The 26498-nt window shown below is 40.3% G+C and carries 24 protein-coding genes, 8 tRNA genes and 1 rRNA gene; all 33 read left to right on the top strand.

Annotation, left to right across the window (positions count from 1 at the left end):
* Positions 1-36: 36 nt before the first annotated feature.
* The 33 genes from ispE to DVJ99_RS09195 all read left to right on the top strand — a co-directional run bounded on the left by ispE (position 37) and on the right by DVJ99_RS09195 (position 26395).
* Entirely contained in the window at positions 37-891 is an 855-nt protein-coding gene (ispE, locus tag DVJ99_RS09355) for a 4-(cytidine 5'-diphospho)-2-C-methyl-D-erythritol kinase (protein WP_105994605.1), read from the top strand.
* Positions 892-907: 16 nt separating this feature from the next.
* Positions 908-1732: a pur operon repressor gene (purR, locus tag DVJ99_RS09350; protein ID WP_105994606.1), complete on the top strand. Its 825-nt coding sequence runs from the start codon at positions 908-910 to the stop codon at positions 1730-1732.
* 17 nt (positions 1733-1749) lie between these two features.
* Positions 1750-2130, top strand: a complete 381-nt coding sequence (locus DVJ99_RS09345) for a RidA family protein (protein WP_114604002.1) — start codon at positions 1750-1752, stop codon at positions 2128-2130.
* A gap of 65 nt (positions 2131-2195) precedes the next feature.
* A complete protein-coding gene (gene spoVG, locus DVJ99_RS09340; protein ID WP_105994608.1) occupies positions 2196-2513 on the top strand; it encodes a septation regulator SpoVG in 318 nt (105 codons plus the stop codon).
* Between the two features lie 265 nt (positions 2514-2778).
* Entirely contained in the window at positions 2779-4143 is a 1365-nt protein-coding gene (gene glmU, locus DVJ99_RS09335) for a bifunctional UDP-N-acetylglucosamine diphosphorylase/glucosamine-1-phosphate N-acetyltransferase GlmU (protein ID WP_105994609.1), read from the top strand.
* Positions 4144-4245: 102 nt separating this feature from the next.
* On the top strand, positions 4246-5211 hold the full coding sequence (locus DVJ99_RS09330) for a ribose-phosphate diphosphokinase (protein WP_105994610.1): 966 nt from the start codon (positions 4246-4248) through the stop codon (positions 5209-5211).
* Positions 5212-5458: 247 nt separating this feature from the next.
* Positions 5459-6106: a 50S ribosomal protein L25/general stress protein Ctc gene (locus DVJ99_RS09325; RefSeq protein ID WP_114604001.1), complete on the top strand. Its 648-nt coding sequence runs from the start codon at positions 5459-5461 to the stop codon at positions 6104-6106.
* 216 nt (positions 6107-6322) lie between these two features.
* Positions 6323-6895, top strand: coding sequence for an aminoacyl-tRNA hydrolase (pth, locus tag DVJ99_RS09320; protein WP_105994612.1), 573 nt, complete (start codon positions 6323-6325; stop codon positions 6893-6895).
* The gene (gene mfd, locus DVJ99_RS09315) at positions 6892-10410 is read left to right on the top strand and encodes a transcription-repair coupling factor (RefSeq protein WP_114604000.1); all 3519 of its coding nucleotides are present in this window, start codon (positions 6892-6894) and stop codon (positions 10408-10410) included. Before pth ends, mfd begins: the two co-directional genes overlap by 4 nt.
* Positions 10400-11938: a polysaccharide biosynthesis protein gene (locus DVJ99_RS09310; RefSeq protein ID WP_114603999.1), complete on the top strand. Its 1539-nt coding sequence runs from the start codon at positions 10400-10402 to the stop codon at positions 11936-11938. Before mfd ends, DVJ99_RS09310 begins: the two co-directional genes overlap by 11 nt.
* Positions 11935-13128: a MazG nucleotide pyrophosphohydrolase domain-containing protein gene (locus tag DVJ99_RS09305; RefSeq protein WP_114603998.1), complete on the top strand. Its 1194-nt coding sequence runs from the start codon at positions 11935-11937 to the stop codon at positions 13126-13128. The genes DVJ99_RS09310 and DVJ99_RS09305 overlap by 4 nt, the downstream gene beginning before the upstream one ends.
* 1 nt (position 13129) lies before the next feature.
* A complete protein-coding gene (locus DVJ99_RS09300) occupies positions 13130-13396 on the top strand; it encodes an RNA-binding S4 domain-containing protein (RefSeq protein WP_105994616.1) in 267 nt (88 codons plus the stop codon).
* 13 nt (positions 13397-13409) lie between these two features.
* Positions 13410-13787, top strand: a complete 378-nt coding sequence (locus tag DVJ99_RS09295; protein WP_114603997.1) for an FtsB family cell division protein — start codon at positions 13410-13412, stop codon at positions 13785-13787.
* 134 nt (positions 13788-13921) lie between these two features.
* Entirely contained in the window at positions 13922-14332 is a 411-nt protein-coding gene (locus tag DVJ99_RS09290) for a S1 domain-containing RNA-binding protein (protein WP_105994618.1), read from the top strand.
* Positions 14333-14468: 136 nt separating this feature from the next.
* Positions 14469-15749, top strand: coding sequence for a tRNA lysidine(34) synthetase TilS (tilS, locus tag DVJ99_RS09285; protein WP_114603996.1), 1281 nt, complete (start codon positions 14469-14471; stop codon positions 15747-15749).
* A 6-nt stretch (positions 15750-15755) separates the two neighbouring features.
* Positions 15756-16298, top strand: a complete 543-nt coding sequence (hpt, locus tag DVJ99_RS09280) for a hypoxanthine phosphoribosyltransferase (protein ID WP_114603995.1) — start codon at positions 15756-15758, stop codon at positions 16296-16298.
* Positions 16299-16415: 117 nt separating this feature from the next.
* Entirely contained in the window at positions 16416-18521 is a 2106-nt protein-coding gene (ftsH, locus tag DVJ99_RS09275; RefSeq protein WP_114603994.1) for an ATP-dependent zinc metalloprotease FtsH, read from the top strand.
* Positions 18522-18668: 147 nt separating this feature from the next.
* Positions 18669-19556, top strand: coding sequence for an Hsp33 family molecular chaperone HslO (gene hslO / locus DVJ99_RS09270; protein ID WP_105994622.1), 888 nt, complete (start codon positions 18669-18671; stop codon positions 19554-19556).
* Between the two features lie 291 nt (positions 19557-19847).
* Positions 19848-20783, top strand: coding sequence for a cysteine synthase A (gene cysK / locus DVJ99_RS09265; protein ID WP_105994623.1), 936 nt, complete (start codon positions 19848-19850; stop codon positions 20781-20783).
* Positions 20784-20932: 149 nt separating this feature from the next.
* Entirely contained in the window at positions 20933-21718 is a 786-nt protein-coding gene (gene folP / locus DVJ99_RS09260) for a dihydropteroate synthase (protein ID WP_114603993.1), read from the top strand.
* Positions 21715-22086, top strand: coding sequence for a dihydroneopterin aldolase (folB, locus tag DVJ99_RS09255; RefSeq protein WP_114603992.1), 372 nt, complete (start codon positions 21715-21717; stop codon positions 22084-22086). Before folP ends, folB begins: the two co-directional genes overlap by 4 nt.
* The gene (gene folK, locus DVJ99_RS09250) at positions 22079-22555 is read left to right on the top strand and encodes a 2-amino-4-hydroxy-6-hydroxymethyldihydropteridine diphosphokinase (RefSeq protein WP_114603991.1); all 477 of its coding nucleotides are present in this window, start codon (positions 22079-22081) and stop codon (positions 22553-22555) included. The genes folB and folK overlap by 8 nt, the downstream gene beginning before the upstream one ends.
* Before the next feature lie 30 nt (positions 22556-22585).
* Positions 22586-23581 (top strand): tRNA dihydrouridine synthase DusB, encoded by a 996-nt coding sequence (dusB, locus tag DVJ99_RS09245; protein ID WP_105994627.1) that lies wholly within the window; start codon positions 22586-22588, stop codon positions 23579-23581.
* A gap of 12 nt (positions 23582-23593) precedes the next feature.
* Positions 23594-25081 (top strand): lysine--tRNA ligase, encoded by a 1488-nt coding sequence (gene lysS / locus DVJ99_RS09240; RefSeq protein ID WP_105994628.1) that lies wholly within the window; start codon positions 23594-23596, stop codon positions 25079-25081.
* 457 nt (positions 25082-25538) lie between these two features.
* Positions 25539-25653: ribosomal RNA gene (gene rrf, locus DVJ99_RS09235) — 5S ribosomal RNA — on the top strand.
* A 10-nt stretch (positions 25654-25663) separates the two neighbouring features.
* Positions 25664-25739, top strand: a tRNA-Val gene (locus DVJ99_RS09230).
* Positions 25740-25746: 7 nt separating this feature from the next.
* Positions 25747-25822, top strand: a tRNA-Thr gene (locus DVJ99_RS09225).
* Between the two features lie 12 nt (positions 25823-25834).
* Positions 25835-25907, top strand: a tRNA-Lys gene (locus DVJ99_RS09220).
* Between the two features lie 22 nt (positions 25908-25929).
* Positions 25930-26004: transfer RNA gene (locus DVJ99_RS09215), tRNA-Gly, on the top strand.
* A gap of 15 nt (positions 26005-26019) precedes the next feature.
* Positions 26020-26108: transfer RNA gene (locus DVJ99_RS09210), tRNA-Leu, on the top strand.
* Positions 26109-26124: 16 nt separating this feature from the next.
* Positions 26125-26201: transfer RNA gene (locus tag DVJ99_RS09205), tRNA-Arg, on the top strand.
* Positions 26202-26229: 28 nt separating this feature from the next.
* Positions 26230-26303, top strand: a tRNA-Pro gene (locus DVJ99_RS09200).
* Positions 26304-26319: 16 nt separating this feature from the next.
* Positions 26320-26395 (top strand) — tRNA-Ala (locus tag DVJ99_RS09195).
* Positions 26396-26498: the final 103 nt, after the last annotated feature.

Here is a 26498-nt window from a genome sequence, read left to right as displayed (position 1 = left end):
ACTAAAGCAAATTGAACAGTAAAGGTGGGCGGTAATATGATATATGAAAAGGCACCTGCCAAGATTAATTTCACTTTAGATGCACTTTATAAAAGAAATGATGGGTTTCATGAAGTTGAAATGGTAATGACAACGGTGGACTTGAATGACCGCGTTACTGTTGAAAAACGCGAGGATCAGCGTGTAGTCGTGAAGGTGGATTATAATTTTGTGCCTGAGAATGCGAAGAACCTGGCGTTTCAAGCTGCGATGCTGATGAAAGAAACTTATCAAATCCCGCAAGGTGTAACGATTGTGCTGGATAAAGAGATTCCTGTTTCGGCAGGTCTTGGCGGAGGGTCGGCAGATGCGGCTGCGACCATGCGTGCGATGAATCGATTATTTGAATTGAATTTGACGCTGGATGAATTGAGTACATTAGCTGAGCAAGTAGGTTCAGATGTTCCGTTTTGTATTTACAGCAAAACAGCTGTATGTACAGGGCATGGCGAGAAGGTGCGTTTGCTTAAACGGCCTCCGAAGGCATGGGTTGTCATTGCAAAACCGAATGTAGGGATTTCGACGCCTTGTGTCTTCCAAGAATTGAAACTGAATGCGGTGCAGCAGAAAGCATCACATTCAGCTGCGTGTATTGAAGCGATTGAATCAGGCGACTATGAACAGATTTGTTCGGCTTTATCTAATAGTTTAGAAGCTATCTCTATGGAGATGCATCCGGATATTTTGAAATTAAAGCAGAATATGCTGAACAGCGGTGCAGATGGTGCATTGATGAGCGGCAGCGGACCGACCGTTTATAGTTTGGCAAAGCATTACAAGCAAGCACAAAATATTTATAATGCAGTGCATGGGTGCTGCAACGAGGTCTATTTAGTAAGATTATTAGGATAAGAAAGGAAGGATTCTCTTGCGTTATAAACGAAGCGAGCGCATTGTGTACATGACGCATTATTTAATGTGTCACCCGAATAAACTGATACCCTTAACGCACTTTGTGAAGAAGTTTAAACAAGCTAAGTCTTCTATCAGCGAAGACATCCACATTGTTCGCGAAACCTTGCATAAGGAGAAATTGGGAACAGTCATTACTACGGCAGGTGCAAGCGGAGGTGTCACGTATCGCCCGACAATGAGCAAAGAAGAAGCTGAGGAAGTCATTAATGAAGTAATTGTGCTCTTGCAAGAAAAAGAACGCTTGCTTCCGGGAGGATATCTTTTCCTTTCAGATTTAATGGGCAACCCGGAATTATTAAATAAAGTCGGGCGTTTAATCGCTACAATTTATATGGATGAAGAGCTCGATGCGATTGTGACAATTGCGACAAAAGGGATATCTCTTGCCAATGCAGTAGCAAATGTATTAAATTTACCAGTAGTTGTTATTCGCAAGGATAATAAAGTAACAGAAGGTTCTACAGTCTCTATCAACTATGTTTCAGGCTCTTCGCGCAAGATCGAAACGATGGTCTTGTCGAAACGCACACTTAAAGAAAATTCAAACGTTTTAATCGTTGATGACTTTATGCGTGCCGGGGGCTCGATTAACGGCGTGATGAATTTGATGAATGAGTTTAAAGCGCATGTCAAGGGGGTATCAGTACTTGTAGAATCTAAAGAAGTGAAACAAAGATTGATTGAAGATTATACTTCCTTGGTCAAATTGTCTGATGTAGATGAATACAATCAAGACTTTAAAGTTGAGCAAGGCAACGTTTTATCTAAATTCTCATAAAAGGAGCGATTTGCAACATGAAGACAGTACACACTAATAAAGCACCTGAAGCTTTAGGACCATATTCACATGCAGTTGTAGTGAATGATATGGTTTATACTTCAGGTCAAATTCCATTAAATGAATTTAATGAACTTGTCAGTGATGAAGTATCAGTTCAAACACGTCAAGTCTTGGAAAATCTTAAAGCGGTTTTACAAGAAGCGGGTGCTGATATCGATTCAGTGATTAAAGCAACTATCTTTATTAAAGATATGAATGATTTCCAAGAAATCAACGAAGTCTACGGACAATATTTCAATGCGCACAAACCAGCGAGAAGCTGTGTAGAAGTGGCGCGTTTGCCTAAAGACGTAAAAGTTGAGATCGAGGTCATCGCTCAAGTCAAAGGAAAATAATTTTTAATTAAATATTGTAAGCTTCTATAAAGACAATAGAGAGATATACTAGGGGGGCTCACTACATGAAAGTGACAGATGTAAGACTTAGAAAAATACAAACTGATGGAAGAATGAAAGCACTAGTGTCAATTACACTAGATGACGCATTCGTAGTCCATGATTTGCGCGTAATTGAAGGCAACTCAGGTCTATTCGTCGCAATGCCAAGCAAACGTACACCAGATGGTGAATTCCGTGACATCGCGCATCCTATCAATTCAGACATGAGACAAGAAATTCAAGATGCTGTGATGAAAGTATATGATGAAACTGATGAAGTCATTCCAGATAAGAATGCGAAACCATCAGAATCAGAAGAAGATAGTAACGAAGAAGCTTAATTCAAAGCTTAAAGATGATAAATAAAGCTTATTCAACCCTCGGTCATGCGATCGAGGGTTTTTTATCGCAGAAACACTTAAGAAGACTTAACTTTTTGGATATTTTAATGCAAAACAATATTGTACAAAATATTAAATAGATGTGTTATGATAAGCGCAACCCGAATGACAGTCAGAAGATAAGAATGAGGGTGAGTCTTGAAAGTGCAACTCGGCTTAATTTATAATAATGTAGAAGTGTAAATTTATTGGAGGGTTCGCAGTCATGCAGAGATATGCGGTAGTATTAGCAGCTGGTAAAGGTACCAGAATGAAATCAAAACTTTACAAAGTGTTACACAAAGTAGCAGGCAAAAGTATGATTGAACACGTGGTCGACAGTGTCAAACAAGCAGGCACAGATAAAATTGTCACAATCGTCGGTCACGGTGCAGAAAGTGTAAAAGAAACTTTAGGAGATCAGTCATCATACAGTTTCCAAGAGGAACAACTCGGCACAGCACACGCTGTGAAGATGGCAGCTGATGAATTGAAAGGCAAAGAAGGCACAACGTTGGTCGTGTGCGGCGATACTCCGCTTATCACACCTGAAACATTAAAAGCATTAGCAGATTATCACGAAGCACAGCAAACAGGTGTGACAGTGCTGTCTGCGACAGCTGAAAATCCTTTTGGTTATGGACGTATTGTCAGAGACCAAGAAGGTCGTTTGGAAAAAATAGTAGAACAAAAAGATGCTTCAAAAGAAGAACAAGCCATTGATGAAATCAGCACAGGTATCTTCGCTTTTGACAATGCTTTATTATTTCGTTTGCTGGAAGAAGTGAAAAATGATAACGCACAAGGCGAATATTATTTGCCGGATGTCATCACACTTGCTTTAGCAGAAGGCCACACAGCAGATGCATACCGCACTGAAGATTTCGATGAAATCATGGGTGTTAATGATCGTGTTGCATTAAGCAAAGCAGAAGCTGCATTCAGAAAACGTACAAACGAATATCATATGCGTAATGGTGTCACATTAATTGATCCTGAAACAACGTATATCGAAGCAGATGTAGAAATCGGTATGGATACAATTGTGGAACCTGGGGTACATTTAGGTACAGGCACAGTGATTGGTGAAGACGCTTTCATCGGTCAGTACTCAGAAATCAACAACAGCCGTATCGGCAGCCGTACGACAATTAAACAATCTGTTATCAATGATGCGTCAGTCGGCGAAGATACAACAGTCGGACCATTTGCGCAATTGAGACCAAAAGCCAACTTAGGCAATGAAGTGAAAGTCGGCAACTTTGTCGAAGTGAAAAAAGCGGATATTAAAGACGGCGCTAAAGTTTCTCACCTCAGCTACATCGGCGATGCAGAAATCGGAGAACGCACAAATGTCGGATGCGGTTCGATTACAGTCAATTATGACGGTAAAAATAAATTTAAAACAACAATCGGCAAAGATGCATTCATCGGCTGCAATACAAATTTAGTTGCGCCGGTTACATTAGGCGATAACGTCTTGATTGCAGCAGGCTCAACGATTACAGACGACGTACCAAACGACAGTTTAGCACTAGCACGTGAAAGACAAACAACAAAACCAGGTTATTTAAATAAAAATAAAAACTAACAAGTATTGATGTCTCGTGTCCAATTCAGTAAAATTAAATAGGATGTTATGTATCAGTTCGACTTGAACAACGCATGAATGCAAATAAATGGAGGACTATAAATGTTAGCTAATGAATATAAAAATTCATCTTTAAAGATTTTCTCGTTGAAAGGAAATGAGCCGCTTGCAAACGAGGTGGCAGATAACATTGGAATTGAATTAGGAAAATGTTCGGTAAAGCGTTTCAGCGACGGTGAAATTCAAATCAATATCGAAGAAAGTATCCGAGGTTGCGATGTCTTCATTATCCAACCTACATCAAATCCGGTTAACGATCACTTAATGGAATTGCTTATTATGATTGACGCATGCAAACGTGCTTCTGCAGCAACAATCAACATTGTGGTTCCTTATTATGGTTATGCACGCCAAGACCGTAAAGCACGCAGCCGTGAACCTATCACAGCAAAACTTGTAGCCAACTTAATCCAAGTTGCAGGCGCAAATCGTATGATTGCTTTAGACTTGCATGCACCGCAAATTCAAGGTTTCTTCGATATTCCAATCGACCACTTAATGGGTGTGCCGATCTTAGCGGAATACTTCAAAAACAACCCTGAAATCGACCCAGAAGAAACTGTAGTCGTTTCACCAGACCACGGAGGCGTAACACGCGCACGTAAATTAGCAGACATTTTAAAAACACCAATCGCGATTATCGACAAACGTCGTCCAAAACCAAACGTAGCAGAAGTAATGAATATCGTTGGTGACATTGATGGCCGTACGGCAATTATTATCGATGACATCATCGACACAGCAGGTACAATTACATTAGCAGCACAAGCATTAAAAGACAAAGGTGCTAAAGAAGTTTATGCTTGCTGCTCACATGCTGTACTTTCTGGTCCGGCAAAAGAACGTATTGAAAACTCAGCGATTAAAGAATTAATCGTTACAAATTCAATTCGTCTTGATGACGGACGCAAACCAGAAAACACAACTGAATTATCAGTAGCAGGATTAATCGCACAAGCAATCGTTCGTGTATACGAAAGAGAATCAGTGAGTGTATTATTCGACTAATATTTAAGGAGCTGCAGCCATTCAGGCTGCGGCTTTTCTTCTAGTTATCTGTTTGATTTCTGAAAACAGCGGTTGACGTAATTTGTTAAAATGTGTATAATAATTCCGTTCGCGACTTTCTGTCGTGAACATATCAAACACTTGCAAGCGGTCAAACAACCGATGGGCAAGTGCGGAGAGATTCAATATTTATAGTCTGATATAGGCGACGATAGAAAATCTCATATACGAAAGGTGGAAAAAGGAAATGGCTTCATTAAAGTCTATTATCCGTCAAGGTAAACAAAGACGTTCTGATTTAACAGCAATCAGAAACTCAGGTAAAGTACCAGCAGTTATGTATGGTTACGGTCAAAAAAACGTATCAGTTAAAGTTGATGAAGTAGAATTCATCAAAGTTATCCGTGAAGTTGGACGTAACGGTGTTATCGATTTAGGCGTAGGTTCTAAATCTATCAAAGTAATGGTAGCTGACTACCAATTCGATCCGTTGAAAAACCAAATCACTCACATCGACTTCTTAGCAATCAACATGACTGAAGAACGTACTGTAGAAGTACCAGTTCACTTAGTTGGTGAAGCAGTAGGCGCTAAAGAAGGCGGCGTAGTTGACCAACCATTATACTATGTTGAAGTTACAGCAACACCAGACAACATTCCTGAATATCTTGAAGCAGATATCGCTGAATTAGAAATCGGTGACACTATCGCAGTTCAAGACTTGAAAGTAACAGGCGACTTCACAATCGAAAACGAACCTGAAGATACAGTTGTAACTGTAACACCTCCAACTCAAGGACCAAGCGAAGAAGAAATTCAAGAAGTTGAAGCAGGCAGTGCGGATACTCCTGAACCAGAAGTTGTTGGAGAAGACAAAGAAGACGAAGAAGAATAATAATTTCGTTTTTAATGATTGCCGTTCACACTTTATGTGTGTCCGGCTTTTTTTATTTCACTGAAACTAATGGCCGGCACTCGAAAACATACATAGCTTTTCAGGTCAGGGTTATGGGTGATTTGTGTTAATATAGGTGGTAAAGCGATACATAGACATTGGGAGATGACCAATGCCAACTAAAAGATAAACGTAAAGAGATGGAGGAAAAGAAGCATGAAATGTATTGTCGGATTAGGCAATATCGGTAAGCGATTCGAACAAACCAAGCATAATATCGGATTTGAGGTTATCGATTATTTACTAGACGCTAATCAAATCAAACTAGACAAGCAAAAGTTCCGCGGTGCTTATACGATTGAGCGCATTGCAGGGGAAAAGGTGCTTTTGATTGAACCGATGACAATGATGAATTTATCGGGTGAAGCAGTCGGCCCTTTAATGGATTATTATAATGTAGATCCAGATGATTTATTGGTTTTATATGATGATTTGGATTTACCGCAAGGCCAAGTGCGATTACGTCAAAAAGGCAGTGCCGGCGGACATAATGGAATGAAATCCATCATCCAGCATTTAGGTACAGATCAATTCAAACGTATCCGTATCGGTATCGGAAGGCCGACTAACGGGATGTCAGTACCGGATTATGTATTGCAAAAATTCTCTAAGCAAGAAATGGAAACAATGAACAAAGTAATAGAACATTCTGCACGTGCTGTTGAAGATTATATCGCAAGTTCGCGTTTCGACCATGTGATGAATGAATATAATGGTGAGGCTAAGTGAAATCAATAATTACAGATTATTTAAACAAAGATAAACGATATGAAGAGTTAAATGATGTATTCGGACAAGAAAATGTATTGGTTACAGGATTAGCAGGTGCGGCTAAAGCGACGATGATGGCTGAGAAGTATTTGTCATCTCAGCGTCCTATGGTCGTTGTGACGAACAACTTGTATCAAGCAGATAAGTTAGAAGCAGATTTGCAGCAATATTTAGATGCTGAAGAGATTTATAAATATCCGCTTCAAGACATCATGACTGAAGAGTTCTCCACACAAAGCCCGCAGCTGATGAGTGAACGTGTGCGTACCCTTACTGCCTTAGCACAAGGCCAGCGAGGGTTCTTTATCATACCTTTAAACGGATTGAAGAAACTTCAGACACCTGTCGATATATGGCAATCCCATCAAGTACACTTAAAAGTCGGCGAGGATATTGATGTCGACAACTTCTTAAACACATTAGTAGATATGGGCTACCGCAGAGAAAGTGTCGTTTCGCATATCGGCGAATTTTCAGTCCGCGGGGGTATCATTGATGTCTATCCGTTAATCGGGGCACCGGTACGTATCGAATTGTTTGATACTGAAGTCGATTCGATTCGCGAATTTGATGTAGAAAGCCAACGCTCAAAAGAAAATCAAGAAGAAGCACATATTACTTCAGCGAGCGACTATATCATTACGGAAGATGTCTTAAAACGGATTCAGTCAGAATTGAAAAAAGCTTATGAAACAACACGCCCTAAAATAGATAAATCTGTCCGCAATGATGTCAAAGATACGTATGAAAGCTTCTTGCAGTTTGATACGAACTTTATTGACCACCAAGTGATTCGCAGATTAGTGGCTTTCATGTACGAAACACCTGCAACACTTGTCGATTATATCGGCAACGATGCGATTATTGTGGTAGATGAATATAATCGTGTGAAGGATACTGAAGAAACATTAACAACCGAAGTCAATGATTTTATTTCACAACTGATCGAAAGCGGGAAAGGCTTTATCGGTCAAAAATTTATGGATGATGATGCATTTGCGCGTTTAATCAAATCACGCAAAATCACATTCTTCACACTCTTTACAGCAAGCATGCCGGTCAAACTAGATCACATTATTAAATTCTCAAGCAAACCGGTACAGCAGTTCTACGGCCAATATGATATTATGCGTTCGGAATTCCAACGCTATATCAATAACGGTTATACCGTAGTTGTCTTGGTGGAAACAGAAACGAAGAAAGAACGCGTTAAAGCTATGATGAACGAAATGCATATTCCGATTGTCGAAGCAGGCGCAAGCGACAAAGTTCAGGGCGGCCATGCGGTAATAGTAGAAGGCAGTCTATCTGAAGGCTTCGAACTGCCGTATATGCAGCTGGCAGTTGTAACAGAGCGCGAATTATTCAAATCAAAACAGAAAAAAGCCAAAAAACGTACACCGACGATGACCAATGCTGAGCGTATTAAATCGTACCAAGATTTAAAAATCGGCGACTATGTTGTACACGTTCACCATGGTGTCGGACGTTATTTAGGTGTTGAAACACTTGAAGTCGGAGATGTGCATCGCGACTACATTAAAATTCAATACAAGGGTACAGACCAGCTGTTTGTACCTGTTGATCAGATGGATCAAGTGCAAAAATATGTAGCATCTGAAGATAAAACACCGAAATTAAACAAACTCGGCGGCACAGAATGGAAGAAAACCAAAGCGAAAGTCCAACAAAGTGTTGAAGATATCGCAGATGAATTGATTGAACTGTACCGCGAGCGTGAAATGGCACAAGGCTATCAATTCGGTCCGGATACTGAGCAGCAGCATGAATTCGAAATGGATTTCCCATATGATTTAACAGCCGACCAAGCGAAGTCTATTGATGAAATCAAAGCAGACATGGAGAAAGAACGTCCGATGGACCGCTTATTATGCGGTGATGTCGGCTATGGTAAAACAGAAGTGGCATTGCGTGCAGCGTTCAAAGCGGTAATGGAAGGCAAACAAGTCGCGTTCTTAGTACCGACAACCATTCTAGCGCAGCAGCACTATGAAACATTGATTGAACGTATGCAGGATTTCCCGGTCAATATTCAATTATTGAGCCGTTTCCGTACACCAAAAGAAATTAAAGAAACGAAACAAGGCCTTAAAGACGGTACAATTGATATCGTAGTCGGTACGCATAAACTGCTCGCAAAAGATGTGCAGTATAAAGATTTAGGTCTTTTGGTGGTCGATGAAGAACAACGCTTTGGTGTCCGCCATAAAGAACGTATCAAAACATTGAAGACGAATGTGGATGTCTTAACGTTAACTGCGACACCGATACCGCGTACTTTGCATATGAGTATGCTTGGGGTACGTGACTTGTCTGTTATTGAAACACCGCCGGAAAACCGTTTCCCAGTTCAAACTTATGTCTTAGAACAAAATTCTAATTTCATCAAAGAAGCATTAGAGCGTGAATTATCGCGCGGAGGGCAAGCTTTCTATCTTTATAACAGAGTACAGTCTATTTATGAGAAACGCGAACAGCTTCAAATGCTGATGCCGGATGCCAATATCGGTGTTGCACATGGCCGAATGACTGAACGCGAATTAGAAGATACAATGATCGGCTTTGTCAACGGAGAGTATGACATCTTGGTGACTACTACGATTATTGAAACAGGGGTCGATGTACCGAATGCGAATACATTGATTATTGAAGAAGCAGACCGCTTCGGTTTAAGCCAGTTGTATCAATTGCGCGGACGTGTCGGCCGTTCATCACGTGTCGGTTATGCATACTTCCTGCACCCGACAAACAAAGTATTGTCTGAGACTGCAGAAGAACGTCTGCAAGCAATCAAAGAATTCACTGAACTCGGCAGCGGCTTTAAAATTGCGATGCGCGATTTGAATATCCGCGGGGCAGGCAACTTGCTGGGCAAGCAGCAGCACGGCTTTATTGATTCTGTCGGCTTCGACTTGTACTCACAAATGCTGGAAGAAGCTGTGAATGAAAAACGCGGCATCCAACAAGAAAACGACACACCTGAAATTGAAATCGAATTGAATATTGATGCATACTTGCCGACAAGTTATATTCCGAACGAACAATCTAAAATTGAAATCTATAAGAAATTGCGTCAGATTGAAACTGCAGATCAGCTGATGGATATTAAAGATGAATTAATCGATCGTTTCAACGAGTATCCGGTTGAAGCCGAACGCTTGCTGGATATTGTGGAAATCCGTATCCATGCATTGCATGTCGGTGTTACACGTATTAAAGATACCGGCAAAGCAGTTGACATCCATCTGTCTGAAAAAGGTACAGAAGATATCAACGGCGAAGCATTATTCAAACAAACCTTGCCGCTTGGACGCGATATGAAGGTAGGCGTGTCTGAAAATGCGATGACGGTAACGCTGAATAAAAATAAAAAGGCAGGCGCGTGGTTTGACCGCTTGAAATTCTTGATGAAAGCTCTAGAAGAAAGCATGGTCATCCCAGATGAAGCGTAAATCAGCATTCAGCGGCGTCATTATTTTAACTTTAGCTTTGATTGCAGTGAAAGTTCTGAGTGCGATTTATCGTGTACCGTACCAAAACGTATTAGGCGATGCAGGACTTTATGCTTATCAGCAAGTGTATCCTTTTTTGTCGCTTGCGACGATATTATCTATGAATGCGATACCGAGTGCAGTCACGCAAAATTTCGGGGCGCATGCGACAGCGAAGCGGATGAGTCATGCGATGATTTGGATTCAAGGCACATGTTTTGTGCTGTTTGTACTGATTTGTCTTGGCGCACCTGTGATTGCGCATATTATGGGTGATCAGCACTTAACGCCGATGATTCGTATGGCCAGCTGCAGCTTTTTAGTTGTCGGCTGCCTAGGTGTTTTGCGCGGCGGTTTCCAAGCAAGACAGCAAATGGAATACCCGGCTTACTCTCAAGTTATCGAGCAAATTGTACGTGTAGGCATCATCTTGGTAATGATTGCGGTGTTTGCATTGTATGATTGGTCGATATATCAAGTAGGCAAATGGTCGATTTTAGCATCTGGACTTGGTTTCTTAGCCGCAACAGTCTTTTTGAGCTGGAAACGTCCGTTTGGTTTTCAATGGACGTGGCGCGAAGCAACGATGCCAAAAGCGGTTTGGGGCCGTTTAGCCGCTGCGATTATAATCTTTTCAGTCAGCCACTTGATTGTGACGACATGGCAGTTGATGGATAGCTTCTCGGTTATCCGCACATTGCAGCATTACGGATTGTCATTTCATGAAGCAATTGTCCAAAAAGGCATTTACGATCGCGGGGCATCTTTTATCCAAATCGGTTTGATTGTAACAACAACGTTTTGTTTTGTGCTGATTCCGTTGTTAACCAACGCCTTTTCAGAACAGCGTTTTGAACGTATGAACCGCTATGCGGATGCGACGTTGAAAATCACAGTTACGATCAGTGTTGCAGCGGGTGTCGGTTTAATGAATCTATTACCGATTATGAACCGTGTCTTCTTTAAAAATGATGTTTTAACAGTAACATTAGTAATTTATATGATTACGGTGATATGTGTATCTCTGATTATGGTGAATATTGCATTGTTGGAAGTACGGGAACAATCTCGTTTGATTCTCTTTGCATTTGCGATAGGAGCAGTTATAAAATTAGGATTGAACATTCTATTGATACCTAAGATCGGTATTGTCGGCGCAAGTATCAGTACTGTAAGTTCGCTGTGCTTATTTGCTTGTGTCTTGCAGTATCGGACATTGAAGTTTTATCGTTTGCGCAATATGTCGTACTTTGTATGGAAACTTGCGGCTGCAATGTTGGCGATGACTGTTGCAGTACAAGCGGTGATGTATCTATGGCCGGCAGGCGGTCGTTTGATAGGTATGGCAGAGCTGCTGTCGGCAGCGGCTGCAGGTGTCATTGTGGTGATAGCTGCTATTGTGTATTTAAACTTATTAACGTATCGAGAGTTGCAGCATATGCCGTTCGGACATAAATTGTATCGCATAAAGAAAGGACGAAAATCATGAGTCATACCATTACAATTGCAGGTTTAGGCAACTATGGATTAGATGAGATGCCGTTAGGCATTTATAATTATTTAACAAAGCAAACACATATTTATGCACGTACACTGTCGCATCCGGTTGTCAAAGCGCTGCAAGAGCAAGCCGCACAATTGCAGTGGACGAGCTTTGATGAAGTATATGAAGATAATGATGCTTTCAGCAATGTCTATCAAACGATTGTTGACCAATTGATTGCTGCGGCACAAAAAGAAGATATTGTCTATGTTGTACCCGGTCATCCGCGTGTAGCAGAAACTACAACTGCATTGCTGACGGCGTATGCACAACAACATGATGATATAAAAGTCGAAGTGTTAGGCGGCAAAAGTTTTATTGATGATGTGTTTGAAGCAGTGAAAGTTGATCCGAACGAAGGATTTACTTTATTAGACGGTACAGCGTTAAATGCGAACCAATTGAATATTCGTACACACACATTGATTACACAAGTGTTCAGTGCGATGACTGCAGGAGATTTGAAATTAACATTGATGGAACGCTATGCCGATGATTACCAAGTATACATCGTAGACGGTGCACGTAATACAGGAGCAACGGTAATCGAAACACCTTTATATGAATTGGATCATCACGATGTATTCAGTAATTTAACGAGTGTGTTCTTGCCGCGTGTTGAAGATGAGGCGCTGATGCACCGCGACTTTGATTATGCGACAGAAGTGATTGATACATTAGTGGATGATGAAAAAGGCTGTCCATGGGATAAAGTGCAGACGCATGAAACACTGAAACGTTATCTGTTAGAAGAGACTTTTGAGTTGTTTGAAGCGATTGATCATGAAGATGATTGGCATATGATAGAAGAACTTGGCGATATCTTATTGCAAGTCTTGCTGCATGCAAGTATCGGCAAAAAAGAAGGTTATATCGATATCAGCGAAGTAATTGAAAGTTTGAATGATAAAATGATTCGACGCCATCCGCATGTATTCGGAAGTGAAAATGCGGAAAATATCGATGATTTAAAAGCAATATGGTCTAATGCGAAAGCAAAAGAAGGCAAAACACCGCGCGTAAAATTTGAGAAAGTATTTGCAGACCATTTTATGGCGTTGTATGATGAAGTCAAAAATAAAGACTATGATGAGGCACAGCTGAAGGCCTTTTTACAACAGAAAGAAGGGGAATAACGTGAGATTAGACAAATATTTAAAAGTATCTCGTTTAATCAAACGCCGTACTTTAGCGAAAGAAGTCAGCGACCAAGGACGTGTGCAGGTCAACGGCAATACAGCTAAAGCAGGTACGGATGTCAAAATCGGTGATGAAATTGTCATTCGTTTCGGGCAACGTGTGATTACTATTCATGTCACTGGATTAAGCGAACATGCATCGAAAGAAAATGCGAAAGGCATGTATGAATTAGTAAAAGAAGAGCGTATTAATGAGAATGACTAAGGAGTGACGGACCATGAATAGAAAAGTAGAGCATATGGAAAACAGATATATTGAAAATGAAAACCGCAAGAAAAAACAGCGCGAAATGAAAAAGCGCGTGGTTAAACGTCGTATTATGCTCTTTGCGGGAATTTTGCTCGCAATTATCATTGTCCTTTCTATTATGGTTATCTCTCAAACCAAAAGTAATGCAGATGATGCAAAAGAACGTAAAGCGAAAGAAGAAAAGTTCCAAAAACAACAAGATGAAGAAATTGCGTTGAAGGAACAGCTGAACAATTTGAATAACAAAGAATATATTGAGAAAGTCGCACGAGATGATTATTATTTAAGCAACGACGGAGAAGTGATATTCAAGCTTCCTGAAGATAAGAAAAAAGACAAAAAGTAGGGTCATGCGTGTGTTAAAAATGATAAAATCATAATATCTCATTGAATTAACTGATATGCCATTGTTAAATTAAGACAACAAGCATATAATAGAGTTAAGTAAAATTGAAAGAAATCGGAGGATTTATTTAGGATATGTCAATCGAAGTAGGAAGCAAGCTTAAAGGGAAAGTCACTGGTATCAAGAAATTTGGTGCGTTTGTAGAATTGCCTGAAGGGAAAAGTGGCTTAGTTCACATCAGTGAAGTTGCAGACAATTATGTTGAAAATGTAGAGGATCACTTGTCTGTTGGAGATGAAGTAGAAGTTAAGGTACTATCTGTTGCTGACGACGGCAAGATTAGTCTTTCAATTAAAAAAGCGAAAGATCGTCCAAAAAGACAACATCATAGAGGCGGCGGCCATGGTCATGGCAAACCTGCGCACAACAAACCAGAGGACTTTGAAAAGAAATTAAGCAACTTCTTAAAAGATAGCGAAGAGAAAATGACGTCTATCAAACGCCAAGCTGAATCACGCCGCGGCGGAAGAGGTTCAAGACGATAATTCAACATACAGAAGATGACTGTTTCGCGATGGAACAGTCTTCTTTTATTTTTTCGTCATTTTAAAGTTTCAATGTTTGGAATAATACACATTGTCAGCACAACAGCATTAAGCAAACCAATGAAGAGGTGCAGATATGAATATTTATACAGAAGGCTGGTCGAAAAACGACCATCTGGTTGTAGCAGTTTCCACAGGTATAGATAGTATGGTGCTGCTGCAATTATTAATAACGAAATTACAACATACATATCGGCAAGTGACCGTCTTGCATGTCAATCATGGTTTGCGTGACGCTTCAGCGGAGGAAGAAGCCTTTTTGAGCCGTTATTGCACAACGCATCATATCCCGCTTCGCGTACACCATCTAGACCTTTCTGCCTTAACAGAACAAGGCAAGAGTATTCAGCATGAAGCACGACAGCAGCGTTATGCATGGTTTGCAGAAGTCATCCAAGAGTTGAACGCAGATGTCTTAATGACAGCGCATCATCAAGATGATCAGCTAGAGACCATTTTTTATCGTGTGATGACCGGAAGAACAACCAGAAGCCGTCTTGGGATGGAAGCAGTTGAACAAAGAGAAGGCTATCGTTTAGTACGTCCGCTGCTGAATGTCAGTAAAGCAGACATTCAAGCCTATCAAGCACAACACCAAGTACCTTATTACGAAGATGCATCTAATCAAGATAATCATTATGTGCGTAATGATATCCGCAATCGTATCTTTCCGATGATTAATGAGAATCCTCAGTTGGATACAGAGCAGCTGCTGAAGCTCAAAGCTTGGCATGACGCACAATTCGATGTATTAAAACAAAACGCAGCAGCATTTCTTAAACAGCATACAGTTCAAACTGAGCATAGTATTTCTGTTGAACGCGCCGCATTTAATGCGTTGAACCATGCACAAAAAACAATTGTAATGGATGAATTGTTAGCGGGGTACACAAAAGCAGCGCCGATTTCAGAACATGCTTATGAAGCATGGTTTGCGCAAATTGAAAATTCTCAAGCACAAGCAGTAATTTATTCGTCAGATAAATGGAATATTCAAATTGTGTATGATAAATTTATAATAATGGGTTTCACAAAAGAAGCGTTATCAACACAACGGGTGCTACAACCAGGCAATTATGATTTTGGTACATATCAAATTATAGTTCATGATGAAATTGCGCATGAGGACTTCCCATTAGCAATACGAACCAGACAACCTGGAGACCGCTTTGTATTGCCCAACTTAGAAGGCCATCAGAAAGTCAATCGCTTGATGATCAACCGCAAAGTTCCGAAATACGAACGTGAGCGGTTGCCCATATTGCTGAATAAACAAGGGGAGATTATCGCAGTGGGTACATTGTACACTGCACCGAAATACGAAGGGAAATTAGAGATAATAAAAATAGGAGTGTAGCCGAAAATGAAGGACGATTTAAAAGAAGTACTAATGACAGAAGATGAGATTCAACAGATTTGTCGTGAATTAGGTGCAAAAATCACAGAGGACTATGCGGATAAAAATCTTGTTTGTATAGGTATCTTAAAAGGTTCAGCAATGTTCATGTCGGATTTAATCAAGCGTATTGATACACATCTTTCCATTGATTTTATGGATGTATCAAGTTATCACGGCGGAACAGAATCAACAGGAGAAGTTAAAATTTTAAAAGATTTAGGCAGTTCAATCGAAAATAAAGATGTATTGATTGTCGAAGATATTCTTGAAACAGGTACAACTTTGAAATCGATTACTGAATTGTTAAAATCACGTCGTGTGAATTCGTTAGAAATCGTAACGTTATTAGATAAACCTAACCGCCGTAAAGCAGACATTGAAGCAAAATATGTCGGCCGCAAAATTCCAGATGAATTTGTGGTAGGTTATGGTTTGGATTATGCAGAGTATTATCGTAATCTTCCGTACATCGGAACGTTGAAACCGGAAGTTTACCAAAACAAATAAACATTCGAATAACATAGATGGCTTACTTTTTCTACAAAGTTGAAATACTAGCCATTAAAAGTTATATTGTGTTACAATTTTTGTTAGTTTTATTATTGGAGTAGGAGGAAAAAACGCATGCAGAAAGCTTTTCGCAATGTGCTTGTAATCGCAATCATTGGCGTTTTTATATTCGGTTTATTTTCCTGGCTGAATGGTAACGGCAATATGCCGAAACAACTATCATATTCACAGTTCTTCGAAAAACTCGAAAAAGGCGATTTGAAATCATTAGAAATCCAGCCTGAGCAGAACGTTTATATGGTAACTGGAAAGACCAAGAACGGTGAAGATTATTCTTCAACGATGTTATATAATAACGAAAAAGACTTGCAGAAAGTCACAGATGAAGCACAAAAACAAAAAGATTTAAAATTTACAGTTAAAGAAGAAGAAAAACAAAGTGTATTTGTAAGTATTCTTTCAACGTTGATTCCAGTATTGGTTATTGCTTTATTATTCATATTCTTCCTTAGTCAAGCACAAGGCGGCGGAGGCGGCGGACGTATGATGAACTTTGGTAAATCCAAAGCGAAGATGTACGACAACCAAAAACGCCGTGTACGTTTCTCTGACGTAGCCGGTGCAGATGAGGAAAAACAAGAATTAATCGAAATTGTCGACTTCTTGAAAGATAATAAGAAATTTAAGGAAATGGGATCAAGAATCCCTAAAGGGGTACTCTTAGTGGGTCCTCCAGGTACAGGTAAAACATTGCTTGCCCGTGCTGTAGCTGGTGAAGCGGGTGTACCGTTCTTCACTATCAGCGGTTCTGACTTCGTAGAAATGTTCGTTGGTGTCGGTGCCAGCCGTGTCCGCGACTTATTCGAAAATGCGAAGAAAAACGCACCTTGTATCATCTTTATTGATGAGATTGACGCAGTGGGTCGTCAACGTGGTGCCGGTGTCGGCGGCGGTCACGATGAACGTGAACAAACGCTGAACCAATTATTAGTTGAAATGGATGGCTTCGGCGAAAACGAAGGCATTATCATGATTGCGGCAACAAACCGTCCTGATATCCTTGATCCAGCCTTACTTCGTCCAGGTCGTTTCGACCGTCAAATTCAAGTGGGTCGTCCGGATGTTAAAGGCCGTGAAGCGATTCTTTACGTACATGCCAGAAACAAACCGCTTGATGAAACAGTAGACTTAAAAGCGATTGCGCAAAGAACACCAGGTTTCTCTGGTGCCGATTTAGAAAACTTGCTGAACGAAGCGTCATTAATTGCAGTGCGCGACGGCAAGAAGAAAATCGATATGCGAGATATTGAAGAAGCAACTGACCGTGTTATCGCAGGTCCGGCTAAGAAATCTCGTGTTATTTCTGAAAAAGAACGCAATATCGTTGCACACCACGAAGCAGGTCATACAATTATCGGTATGGTACTGGATGAAGCGGAAGTCGTACATAAAGTTACGATTGTACCGCGTGGTCAAGCAGGCGGCTATGCAATGATGCTGCCTAAGCAAGATCGCTTCTTAATGACAGAACCAGAATTGCTTGATAAGATTTGCGGATTGCTCGGTGGTCGTGTATCTGAAGATATCAACTTTAATGAAGTGTCTACAGGTGCTTCAAATGACTTCGAACGTGCAACACAAATTGCACGCTCAATGGTAACTGAATACGGTATGAGTAAGAAACTCGGACCTATGCAGTTTACGAAGAGCGGCGGTCAAGTCTTCTTAGGTAAAGATATGCAAGGCGAACCGGAATACTCTGGTCAAATCGCATATGAAATCGATAAAGAAGTTCAACGTATCATCAAAGAACAATATGAACGTTGTAAACAAATCTTGCTTGAGCACGAAGATCAGCTTAAATTGATTGCGAAGACATTGTTAACAGAAGAAACATTGGTTCGCGAACAAATCCATTCATTATTCTACGAAGGCAAGTTGCCTGAAGTGAATTATGAAGATGCAAAAGTTGTGAAACAAGGCGGCGAAGAATTCCAAGAAGGCAAATTCGGAAAATCTTACGACGAAATCCTTGATGAAGTGCGCGAAGATGACAAGCAACACCAAGCAGAAGATGCTGAATTAGATGAACAAGAAAAACGTCAAAAAGAAGAAGAAGCACATCAAGATGGACACACTCATGCAGATGAATCATCTGAAGATGAAACAAAGCATGATAACCATGATGCTGATGATTCTGACAGACGTACTGACAAATAAGACAGTTCTATTGTCTGAAACTAAATAATGTAGTTTAAAATCTCTTTCTGCTATGATTAGGAATACGCAGAAAGAGATTTTTTAAGCTGAAATGAACATGCAGACGCAGTAAAAATAGAAATTTCAAAGTAAAAAGGAGTAGCTCAAATGACTCAAGATTATATAGTAAAAGCACTAGCATTTGATGGTGATATCCGAGCTTATGCAGCAGTCACTACTAATACAGTGCAAGAAGGACAAACAAGACATTACACATGGCCGACTGCTTCAGCGGCTTTAGGCCGTACGATGACTGCGACAGCTATGATGGGCGCAATGTTGAAAGGCGATCAGAAATTAACTGTAACAGTAGACGGACACGGACCAATCGGACGTATTGTCGCAGATGCTAATGCAAAAGGGGATATTCGTGCATATGTAACGAACCCGCAAACACACTTCCCGCTTAATGACCAAGGTAAATTGGATGTACGCCGTGCTGTAGGTACAGATGGTACCTTAACAGTAGTTAAAGATGTCGGTATGAAAGATTACTTCTCCGGATCTAGTCCGATTGTTTCAGGTGAATTGGGTGAAGACTTCACATATTATTATGCGACAAGTGAACAAGTTCCTTCATCAGTAGGACTAGGTGTATTAGTCAATCCGGATAATTCAATCAAAGCAGCAGGCGGCTTTATTATCCAAGTTATGCCGAATGCCAAAGAAGAAACAATCGAAAAAGTAGAACAGGCCATTACACACATGACACCTGTTTCTCAATTAATCGATCAAGGCTTGTCTCCTGAAGAATTGTTAATTGAAATTTTGGGAGAAGAGCATGTGAAATTCTTAGAAACAGCACCGGTAAGATTTGAATGCAACTGCAGTCATGAAAAATTCTTGAATGCGATTAAAGGATTAGGCGAAGCGGAAATTCAAAGCATGATTGATGAAGATCACGGGGCAGAAGCAGAATGTCATTTCTGCCGTTCGAAATATCATTACAGCGAAGCGGAACTTCAAGGTTTGATTGAAGAGCTGCAAGCAAAATAAATATTTTTTGAAGCTGGGGCATAAAAGGCTCCGGCTTTTTTGCTTTTTTCAGCTGATTTTTCAAAAGGTTTCTTTTTTGCAAAATAGGAAATAATTAAGAGTAGAGACAATGAACTTGTAGAATGTCATACAAGTTTGATAAAATAACAATATCCGATGAGATAGATAAGGTTTAGTAGAAATAAAATCGCATATTTAAGTATCAGAATGGCGTTGTTTTTGGGGTGTAATGGATAACAAGGTTCTGGTAGCTTATTTAAATAACTTTCAAGAATAAAGGAGCGTTTTTTTATGGCAAAGAAACCTGTAGATAACATTACTCAAATTATTGGGGATACACCAGTTGTTAAATTAAACAATGTTGTACCTGAAGATGCAGCTGACATTTACGTTAAGTTAGAATATCAAAACCCAGGCGGCTCAGTTAAAGACCGTATCGCATTAGCAATGGTTGAACAAGCTGAGAAAGACGGCAAAATCAAACCAGGCGACACACTTGTTGAACCTACAAGCGGCAACACAGGTATCGGTTTAGCATTCGTTGCAGCAGCAAAAGGTTACAAAGCTGTATTTACAATGCCTGAAACAATGAGTCTTGAACGTCGCAACTTATTAAAAGCTTACGGTGCAGAAGTTGTTTTAACACCGGGCTCAGAAGCGATGAAAGGCGCAATCAAAAAAGCAAAAGAATTAAAAGAAAAATACGGTTACTATGAACCGCAACAATTCGAAAACCCAGCTAACCCTCGTATTCACGAGTTAACAACTGGTCCTGAACTTGTAGAACAATTCGAAGGCCGTACAATCGATGCATTCTTAGCAGGTGTAGGTACTGGCGGTACTTTATCAGGCGCAGGCAAAGTGTTGAAAGAAAAATATCCTGATATTGATATCGTAGCTATCGAACCTGAAGGCTCACCTGTATTAAGCGGCGGAGAACCAGGTCCGCATAAATTACAAGGTTTAGGTGCAGGCTTTGTTCCTGACACATTGAACACTGAAATTTATGATGAAGTAATTAAAGTAGGCAACGATATTGCGATGGAAACTGCACGCAAAGTTGCGAAAGAAGAAGGTATCTTAGCAGGTATTTCTTCTGGTGCTGCAATCCACGCTGCAATTCAAAAAGCAAAAGAATTAGGTAAAGGCAAAACAGTTGTAACTGTATTACCAAGTAATGGTGAACGTTACCTATCAACACCTTTATATTCTTTCGAAGAAAAATAATGAGATAGTATCACAACTGCCGGTTAAATTCCTCGTTGAGGGATTGCACGGCAGTTTTTTTATTGATGGTCTTGATCGAACACTCGGGGTCGGTCATTAATCAAAAATTTGATATAATATAACACAGTTATGGTGAAAGGGAGATAGACATGGCACATACAAAAATAATGGGTATTTTAAACGTAACGCCTGATTCATTTTCTGACGGCGGAAAATATAATTCTGTTGATGCGGCGGTTGAACGCGCTAAGGTCATGATGGATGAAGGTGCAGATATCATTGATATCGGCGGTGTTTCTACACGTCCAGGCCACAGCGAGGTAGAACTTGAAGATGAGTTGGAACGTGTGATTCCTGTAGTGAAAGCACTCTCTGAGCTGAATGTTCAATTGTCTGTCGACACTTTCCGCAGTGAAGTCGCAAAACAGGCATTAGAAGCTGGTGCTACGATGATTAATGATCAATGGGCAGGCTTATACGACCCTAAAATGTTTGAGACTGTGGCACAATATGATGCTGAAATTGTATTGATGCATAACGGCGACGGCAAAAGAGAAACGCCGATTATGGATGAAATGCTGGTCTATTTATTAAAACAAGCGCATAGAGCTGAAACAGCTGGTATTGCGACTGATAAAATCTGGTTAGATCCAGGCATCGGTTTTGCGAAAAGCAGAGCAGAAGAACGTGAAGTAATGGAAAGATTGGATGAATTAGTTGTGACGGAATATCCAGTCTTGCTAGCGACAAGCCGCAAACGTTTCATCAAAGAAATGATGGGGGAAGATGACGGACCAGAAGATCGAGATGAAATGACTGCAGCAACGACAGCTTATGGTGTCATGAAAGGTGTGCAAGCGGTGCGCGTACATAATGTGAAAATGAATGCCCGTATTGCGCACGGTATCGATTACTTAAAGGAGAATGAACGATGAAGGATCGTATATTTTTAAACGGTATGAGATTCTATGGTTATCATGGTGTCTTAGCAGCAGAAAATGAAATCGGACAAATCTTTGTAGTGGATGTCGAGTTGAAGACGGATTTAACAGCAGCAGGAGAATCAGATGATGTTATGGATACTGTGAATTACGCTGAAGTCTATGCTGATGTTAAGTCTGTGATGGAAGGGGAACCTAAAAAATTGCTCGAACATCTCGCAGCACTTATTGCAAAACGTATAAATTCACACTATAATCGGGTATTGGAAACTAAAGTGAGAATTACGAAAGAAACACCACCTATTCCAGGCCATTATGACGGAGTGGGAATAGAGATAACAAGGGTGAATCAAAATGACTGAAGTATTTTTAGGACTCGGCAGCAATGTCGGAGATAGAGAAGCACAATTAAAAGCAGCCATCGATTTGCTGGATGAACAGCAAGGTATAGAAGTTATCAAAGTTTCCTCATTTTATGAAACAGCACCTGTCGGATATGTGGATCAGCCTGACTTTTTGAATTTATGTATAAAAATAGAAACAGAACTATCGCCGCATGAAGTGTTAGAACGCGGTTTAGCGATAGAACAGCAATTGCATCGTGTACGCAAAGAACGTTGGGGTCCGCGTACTTTAGATATTGATATATTATTATACGGCGATGAGATTATTGAAACAAAAGATTTGAGTATTCCGCATCCGCGAATGACAGAACGTGCTTTTGTCTTGATTCCGCTGCAAGAGATTGCGCCGGACAAGGTAGAGCCGAGAACACAGAAAAAGATTAAAGAGATAACTGTTCCAGACGAAACTGTGAAGAAATTTCATTAAATGCGAGAGATAGATTGAGAGGTAATTATTATGTGGAAGATTGGAGATGTCGAAATCGACAACAGAGTCGTGCTTGCGCCTATGGCGGGTGTATGCAACTCTGCATTCAGATTGACGGTTAAAGAGTTCGGCGCAGGCTTAGTATGTGCCGAAATGGTAAGCGATAAAGCCATTTTATTCAATAACCCGAAAACAATGAATATGTTGTATATCGATGAAAACGAGCGACCGTTATCATTGCAGATTTTCGGCGGTGAAAAGGAAAGTTTAGTTGAAGCGGCAGTTTATGTCGACCAGAATACGACAGCAGATATTATCGATATTAATATGGGCTGCCCTGTTAATAAGATTATCCGCTGCGAAGCCGGAGCAAGATGGCTGCTTGACCCTAATAAGATTTATGAGATGGTTTCAGCTGTTGTAGAGAAAGTAAACAAACCTGTGACATGCAAAATGCGTATCGGCTGGGACGAAGACCATATTTATGCAGTGGAGAATGCTAAAGCAGCAGAACGTGCCGGAGCATCAGCGATTTCGCTGCATGGCCGTACACGTGTCCAAATGTATGAAGGCAAAGCAGACTGGGATATTATCAGACAAGTGAAAGAAGCAGTTAATATTCCTGTTATCGGCAACGGAGATGTCACAAGTCCGGAACTTGCGGAAAAAATGCTGGAAGAAACAGGTGTAGATGCGGTAATGATCGGCCGCGAAGCTTTAGGTAATCCTTGGATGATTTATCGTACAGTGCATTATTTAGAGACTGGCGAGCTGATGGATGAACCTACAGTGAAAGAAAAAGTAGAAATTGCTTTATTACATTTGCGCCGACTAGTAGAATTAAAAGGTGAGAAGGTTGGCGTTATGGAAATGCGCAAGCATGCATCTTGGTATCTTAAAGGTGTGAAAGGTAACGGGAAAGCGCGTAAAGCATTGAATCAAGCCAACACTGAACAAGAAATGATTGATATACTGCAGGATTTCCAAAAAGAAGCCACTGCAGCTAAAGCAACTCAAGAAGCTTAAAGGAGAGATAACATGTCAGAAGAAATGAATGACCAAATGCAGGTCCGTCGTCAAAAATTACAAGAATTAATCGATTTAGGAATTGATCCTTTCGGCCAACGCTTTGATCGTACAGCAAGTGCGGCTGAATTACATGAAAAATGGGAAGAATTCTCTAAAGATGAATTAAAAGAAAAAGAAGATGAAAGCCATGTAGCGATTGCTGGCCGTTTAATGACAAAACGCGGTAAAGGTAAAGCAGGATTTGCGCATGTGCAAGATTTATCAGGACAAATCCAAATTTATGTACGTAAAGACCAAGTCGGAGAAGAACAATTCGATATTTGGAAAATGGCTGACCTTGGCGACATTATCGGTATCGAAGGGGTTATGTTCAAAACAAATACAGGTGAATTAAGTGTAAAAGCTAAATCATTCATCTTGCTTACAAAATCATTACGTCCATTACCGGACAAATTCCATGGTCTTCAAGATATTGAACAACGTTATCGTCAACGTTATTTAGACTTGATTACTAACCAAGAAAGTACACAAACATTTATCAACCGCAGTAAAATCATTCAAGAAATGCGTAATTACTTAAACAGCAAAGGTTTCTTAGAAGTTGAAACGCCGATGATGCATCAAATTCCTGGCGGCGCAGCAGCACGTCCATTCGTAACACATCACAATGCGTTAGATGCGACACTTTATATGCGTATAGCAATCGAATTGCACTTAAAACGCTTGATTGTCGGCGGCTTAGAAAAAGTATATGAAATCGGACGTGTATTCCGTAACGAAGGTGTGTCAACTAGACATAACCCTGAGTTCACTATGATTGAATTATACGAAGCTTATGCAGACTTCCATGACATCATGGATATTACTGAGGGTACAATCCGTCATATTTCTAAAGCGGTATTAGGTACAGCAGTTGTACCTTACGGAGATTATGAAATCGACTTAGAATCTGACTGGAAACGTGTGCATATTGTAGATGCTGTTAAAGAAGCGACAGGTGTAAACTTCTATGATGTTAAATCTGATGATGAAGCACGTGCATTAGCAAAAGAACATGGTATCGAAATTACAGATCACATGACGTACGGTCATATTTTAAATGAATTCTTCGAACAAAAAGTAGAAGAAACTTTAATTCAACCTACATTCGTTTATGGTCACCCTATTGAAATTTCACCATTGGCTAAGAAAAATCCAGAAGATCCTCGTTTCACAGATCGCTTTGAATTATTCATTGTCGGACGCGAACATGCGAATGCGTTCACTGAGTTGAATGATCCAATCGATCAAAGAGAACGTTTCGAAGCACAATTAAAAGAAAAAGAACAAGGTAATGACGAAGCGCATGAGATGGATGAAGATTACATCGAAGCACTTGAATACGGTATGCCTCCAACAGGCGGACTAGGTATCGGAATCGACAGATTAGTAATGTTGTTAACCAACTCACCATCTATTCGCGACGTATTATTATTCCCATACATGCGTCAAAAATAAGAACAGCAGCGATATTAAGATGAAATTAATATTGAAATGAAGAAGCAGGCAGCCTTTTAAACAGAAGGCCGCCTGCTTTTATAATGCATTGAAAAGCGGTAATATAGAGCAATCAGATGAGAAAGAGGCAGGGAATGTAAATAACTTTAAAAAAGTTTGAAAAACCACTTGCATTATTTTGAAAACCCTGTATAATTGTTAATTGTTCTACGAAATAAAGCAACGTTTTATGAGAGATTTTGTATGATTATAAAAGAATCAAAAAAGATGATACATAAGTGTTGACAAACGATTCATAAAGTAGTAATATTAAAGGGTCGTCAAAAAGAACGCGTTACACATTTGTAAAAAAGATTTTAACTGAGTGTAAAATTGACCATTGCAAATGTTAACAAAACAAGTTAAAATAATTTAAGTGAGTTATTGAAAACCACTTAATTAAATAAGTAATATATTGTCTGGCGACAATGGCAAAGAGGTCACACCTGTTCCCATGCCGAACACAGAAGTTAAGCTCTTTAGCGCCGATGGTAGTCGGACTTACGTTCCGCAAGAGTAGGACGTTGCCAGGCAATATAATTCGGAGAATTAGCTCAGCTGGGAGAGCATCTGCCTTACAAGCAGAGGGTCGGCGGTTCGAACCCGTCATTCTCCACCATTTAGGAGCCGGCCTAGCTCAATTGGTAGAGCAACTGACTTGTAATCAGTAGGTTGGGGGTTCAAGTCCTCTGGCCGGCACCATCTTAAAGCTATGAGCCATTAGCTCAGTTGGTAGAGCATCTGACTTTTAATCAGAGGGTCAGAGGTTCGAATCCTCTATGGCTCATCAGTTTTCCAATTTTAATAATGCAGAAGTAGTTCAGCGGTAGAATACAACCTTGCCAAGGTTGGGGTCGCGGGTTCGAATCCCGTCTTCTGCTCCATTTTATTTTTATGTTGCCGGGGTGGCGGAACTGGCAGACGCACAGGACTTAAAATCCTGCGGTAAGTGATTACCGTACCGGTTCGATTCCGGTCCTCGGCACCATATATATTATAAAAATGCGCCCGTAGCTCAACTGGATAGAGCGTTTGACTACGGATCAAGAGGTTATGGGTTCGACTCCTATCGGGCGCGCCATTTTATATTTTTGATTACATTTTATATACGGGAAGTAGCTCAGCTTGGTAGAGCACTTGGTTTGGGACCAAGGGGTCGCAGGTTCGAATCCTGTCTTCCCGACTCTTATTTGAATAATGGGGGCTTAGCTCAGCTGGGAGAGCGCCTGCTTTGCACGCAGGAGGTCAGCGGTTCGATCCCGCTAGTCTCCACCATTAATATTTTTAAATGAACATTGAAAACTGAATGACAATATGTCAACGTTAATTCCAAAATTAACAAACGTTTTAAACGTTTTATAACAAATAGTTTTTATGA

Origin of the sequence: Staphylococcus sp. EZ-P03 (assembly GCF_003344575.1) — a bacterium.
GTDB lineage: Bacteria > Bacillota > Bacilli > Staphylococcales > Staphylococcaceae > Staphylococcus > Staphylococcus simulans_B.
The sequence above is the reverse complement of the archived record's forward strand: the minus strand, read 5'-3'. Positions and strand labels throughout refer to the sequence as shown.

What these genes read in the sequence shown, in the direction of transcription:
- ispE (WP_105994605.1), top strand. Translation starts at nt 37, where the DNA reads ATGATATATGAAAAGGCACCTGCCAAGATTAATTTCACTTTAGATGCA.
- DVJ99_RS09345 (WP_114604002.1), top strand. Translation starts at nt 1,750, where the DNA reads ATGAAGACAGTACACACTAATAAAGCACCTGAAGCTTTAGGACCATAT.
- spoVG (WP_105994608.1), top strand. Translation starts at nt 2,196, where the DNA reads ATGAAAGTGACAGATGTAAGACTTAGAAAAATACAAACTGATGGAAGA.
- glmU (WP_105994609.1), top strand. Translation starts at nt 2,779, where the DNA reads ATGCAGAGATATGCGGTAGTATTAGCAGCTGGTAAAGGTACCAGAATG.
- DVJ99_RS09330 (WP_105994610.1), top strand. Translation starts at nt 4,246, where the DNA reads ATGTTAGCTAATGAATATAAAAATTCATCTTTAAAGATTTTCTCGTTG.
- DVJ99_RS09325 (WP_114604001.1), top strand. Translation starts at nt 5,459, where the DNA reads ATGGCTTCATTAAAGTCTATTATCCGTCAAGGTAAACAAAGACGTTCT.
- pth (WP_105994612.1), top strand. Translation starts at nt 6,323, where the DNA reads ATGAAATGTATTGTCGGATTAGGCAATATCGGTAAGCGATTCGAACAA.
- DVJ99_RS09310 (WP_114603999.1), top strand. Translation starts at nt 10,400, where the DNA reads ATGAAGCGTAAATCAGCATTCAGCGGCGTCATTATTTTAACTTTAGCT.
- DVJ99_RS09305 (WP_114603998.1), top strand. Translation starts at nt 11,935, where the DNA reads ATGAGTCATACCATTACAATTGCAGGTTTAGGCAACTATGGATTAGAT.
- DVJ99_RS09295 (WP_114603997.1), top strand. Translation starts at nt 13,410, where the DNA reads ATGAATAGAAAAGTAGAGCATATGGAAAACAGATATATTGAAAATGAA.
- DVJ99_RS09290 (WP_105994618.1), top strand. Translation starts at nt 13,922, where the DNA reads ATGTCAATCGAAGTAGGAAGCAAGCTTAAAGGGAAAGTCACTGGTATC.
- tilS (WP_114603996.1), top strand. Translation starts at nt 14,469, where the DNA reads ATGAATATTTATACAGAAGGCTGGTCGAAAAACGACCATCTGGTTGTA.
- hpt (WP_114603995.1), top strand. Translation starts at nt 15,756, where the DNA reads ATGAAGGACGATTTAAAAGAAGTACTAATGACAGAAGATGAGATTCAA.
- ftsH (WP_114603994.1), top strand. Translation starts at nt 16,416, where the DNA reads ATGCAGAAAGCTTTTCGCAATGTGCTTGTAATCGCAATCATTGGCGTT.
- hslO (WP_105994622.1), top strand. Translation starts at nt 18,669, where the DNA reads ATGACTCAAGATTATATAGTAAAAGCACTAGCATTTGATGGTGATATC.
- cysK (WP_105994623.1), top strand. Translation starts at nt 19,848, where the DNA reads ATGGCAAAGAAACCTGTAGATAACATTACTCAAATTATTGGGGATACA.
- folP (WP_114603993.1), top strand. Translation starts at nt 20,933, where the DNA reads ATGGCACATACAAAAATAATGGGTATTTTAAACGTAACGCCTGATTCA.
- folB (WP_114603992.1), top strand. Translation starts at nt 21,715, where the DNA reads ATGAAGGATCGTATATTTTTAAACGGTATGAGATTCTATGGTTATCAT.
- folK (WP_114603991.1), top strand. Translation starts at nt 22,079, where the DNA reads ATGACTGAAGTATTTTTAGGACTCGGCAGCAATGTCGGAGATAGAGAA.
- dusB (WP_105994627.1), top strand. Translation starts at nt 22,586, where the DNA reads ATGTGGAAGATTGGAGATGTCGAAATCGACAACAGAGTCGTGCTTGCG.
- lysS (WP_105994628.1), top strand. Translation starts at nt 23,594, where the DNA reads ATGTCAGAAGAAATGAATGACCAAATGCAGGTCCGTCGTCAAAAATTA.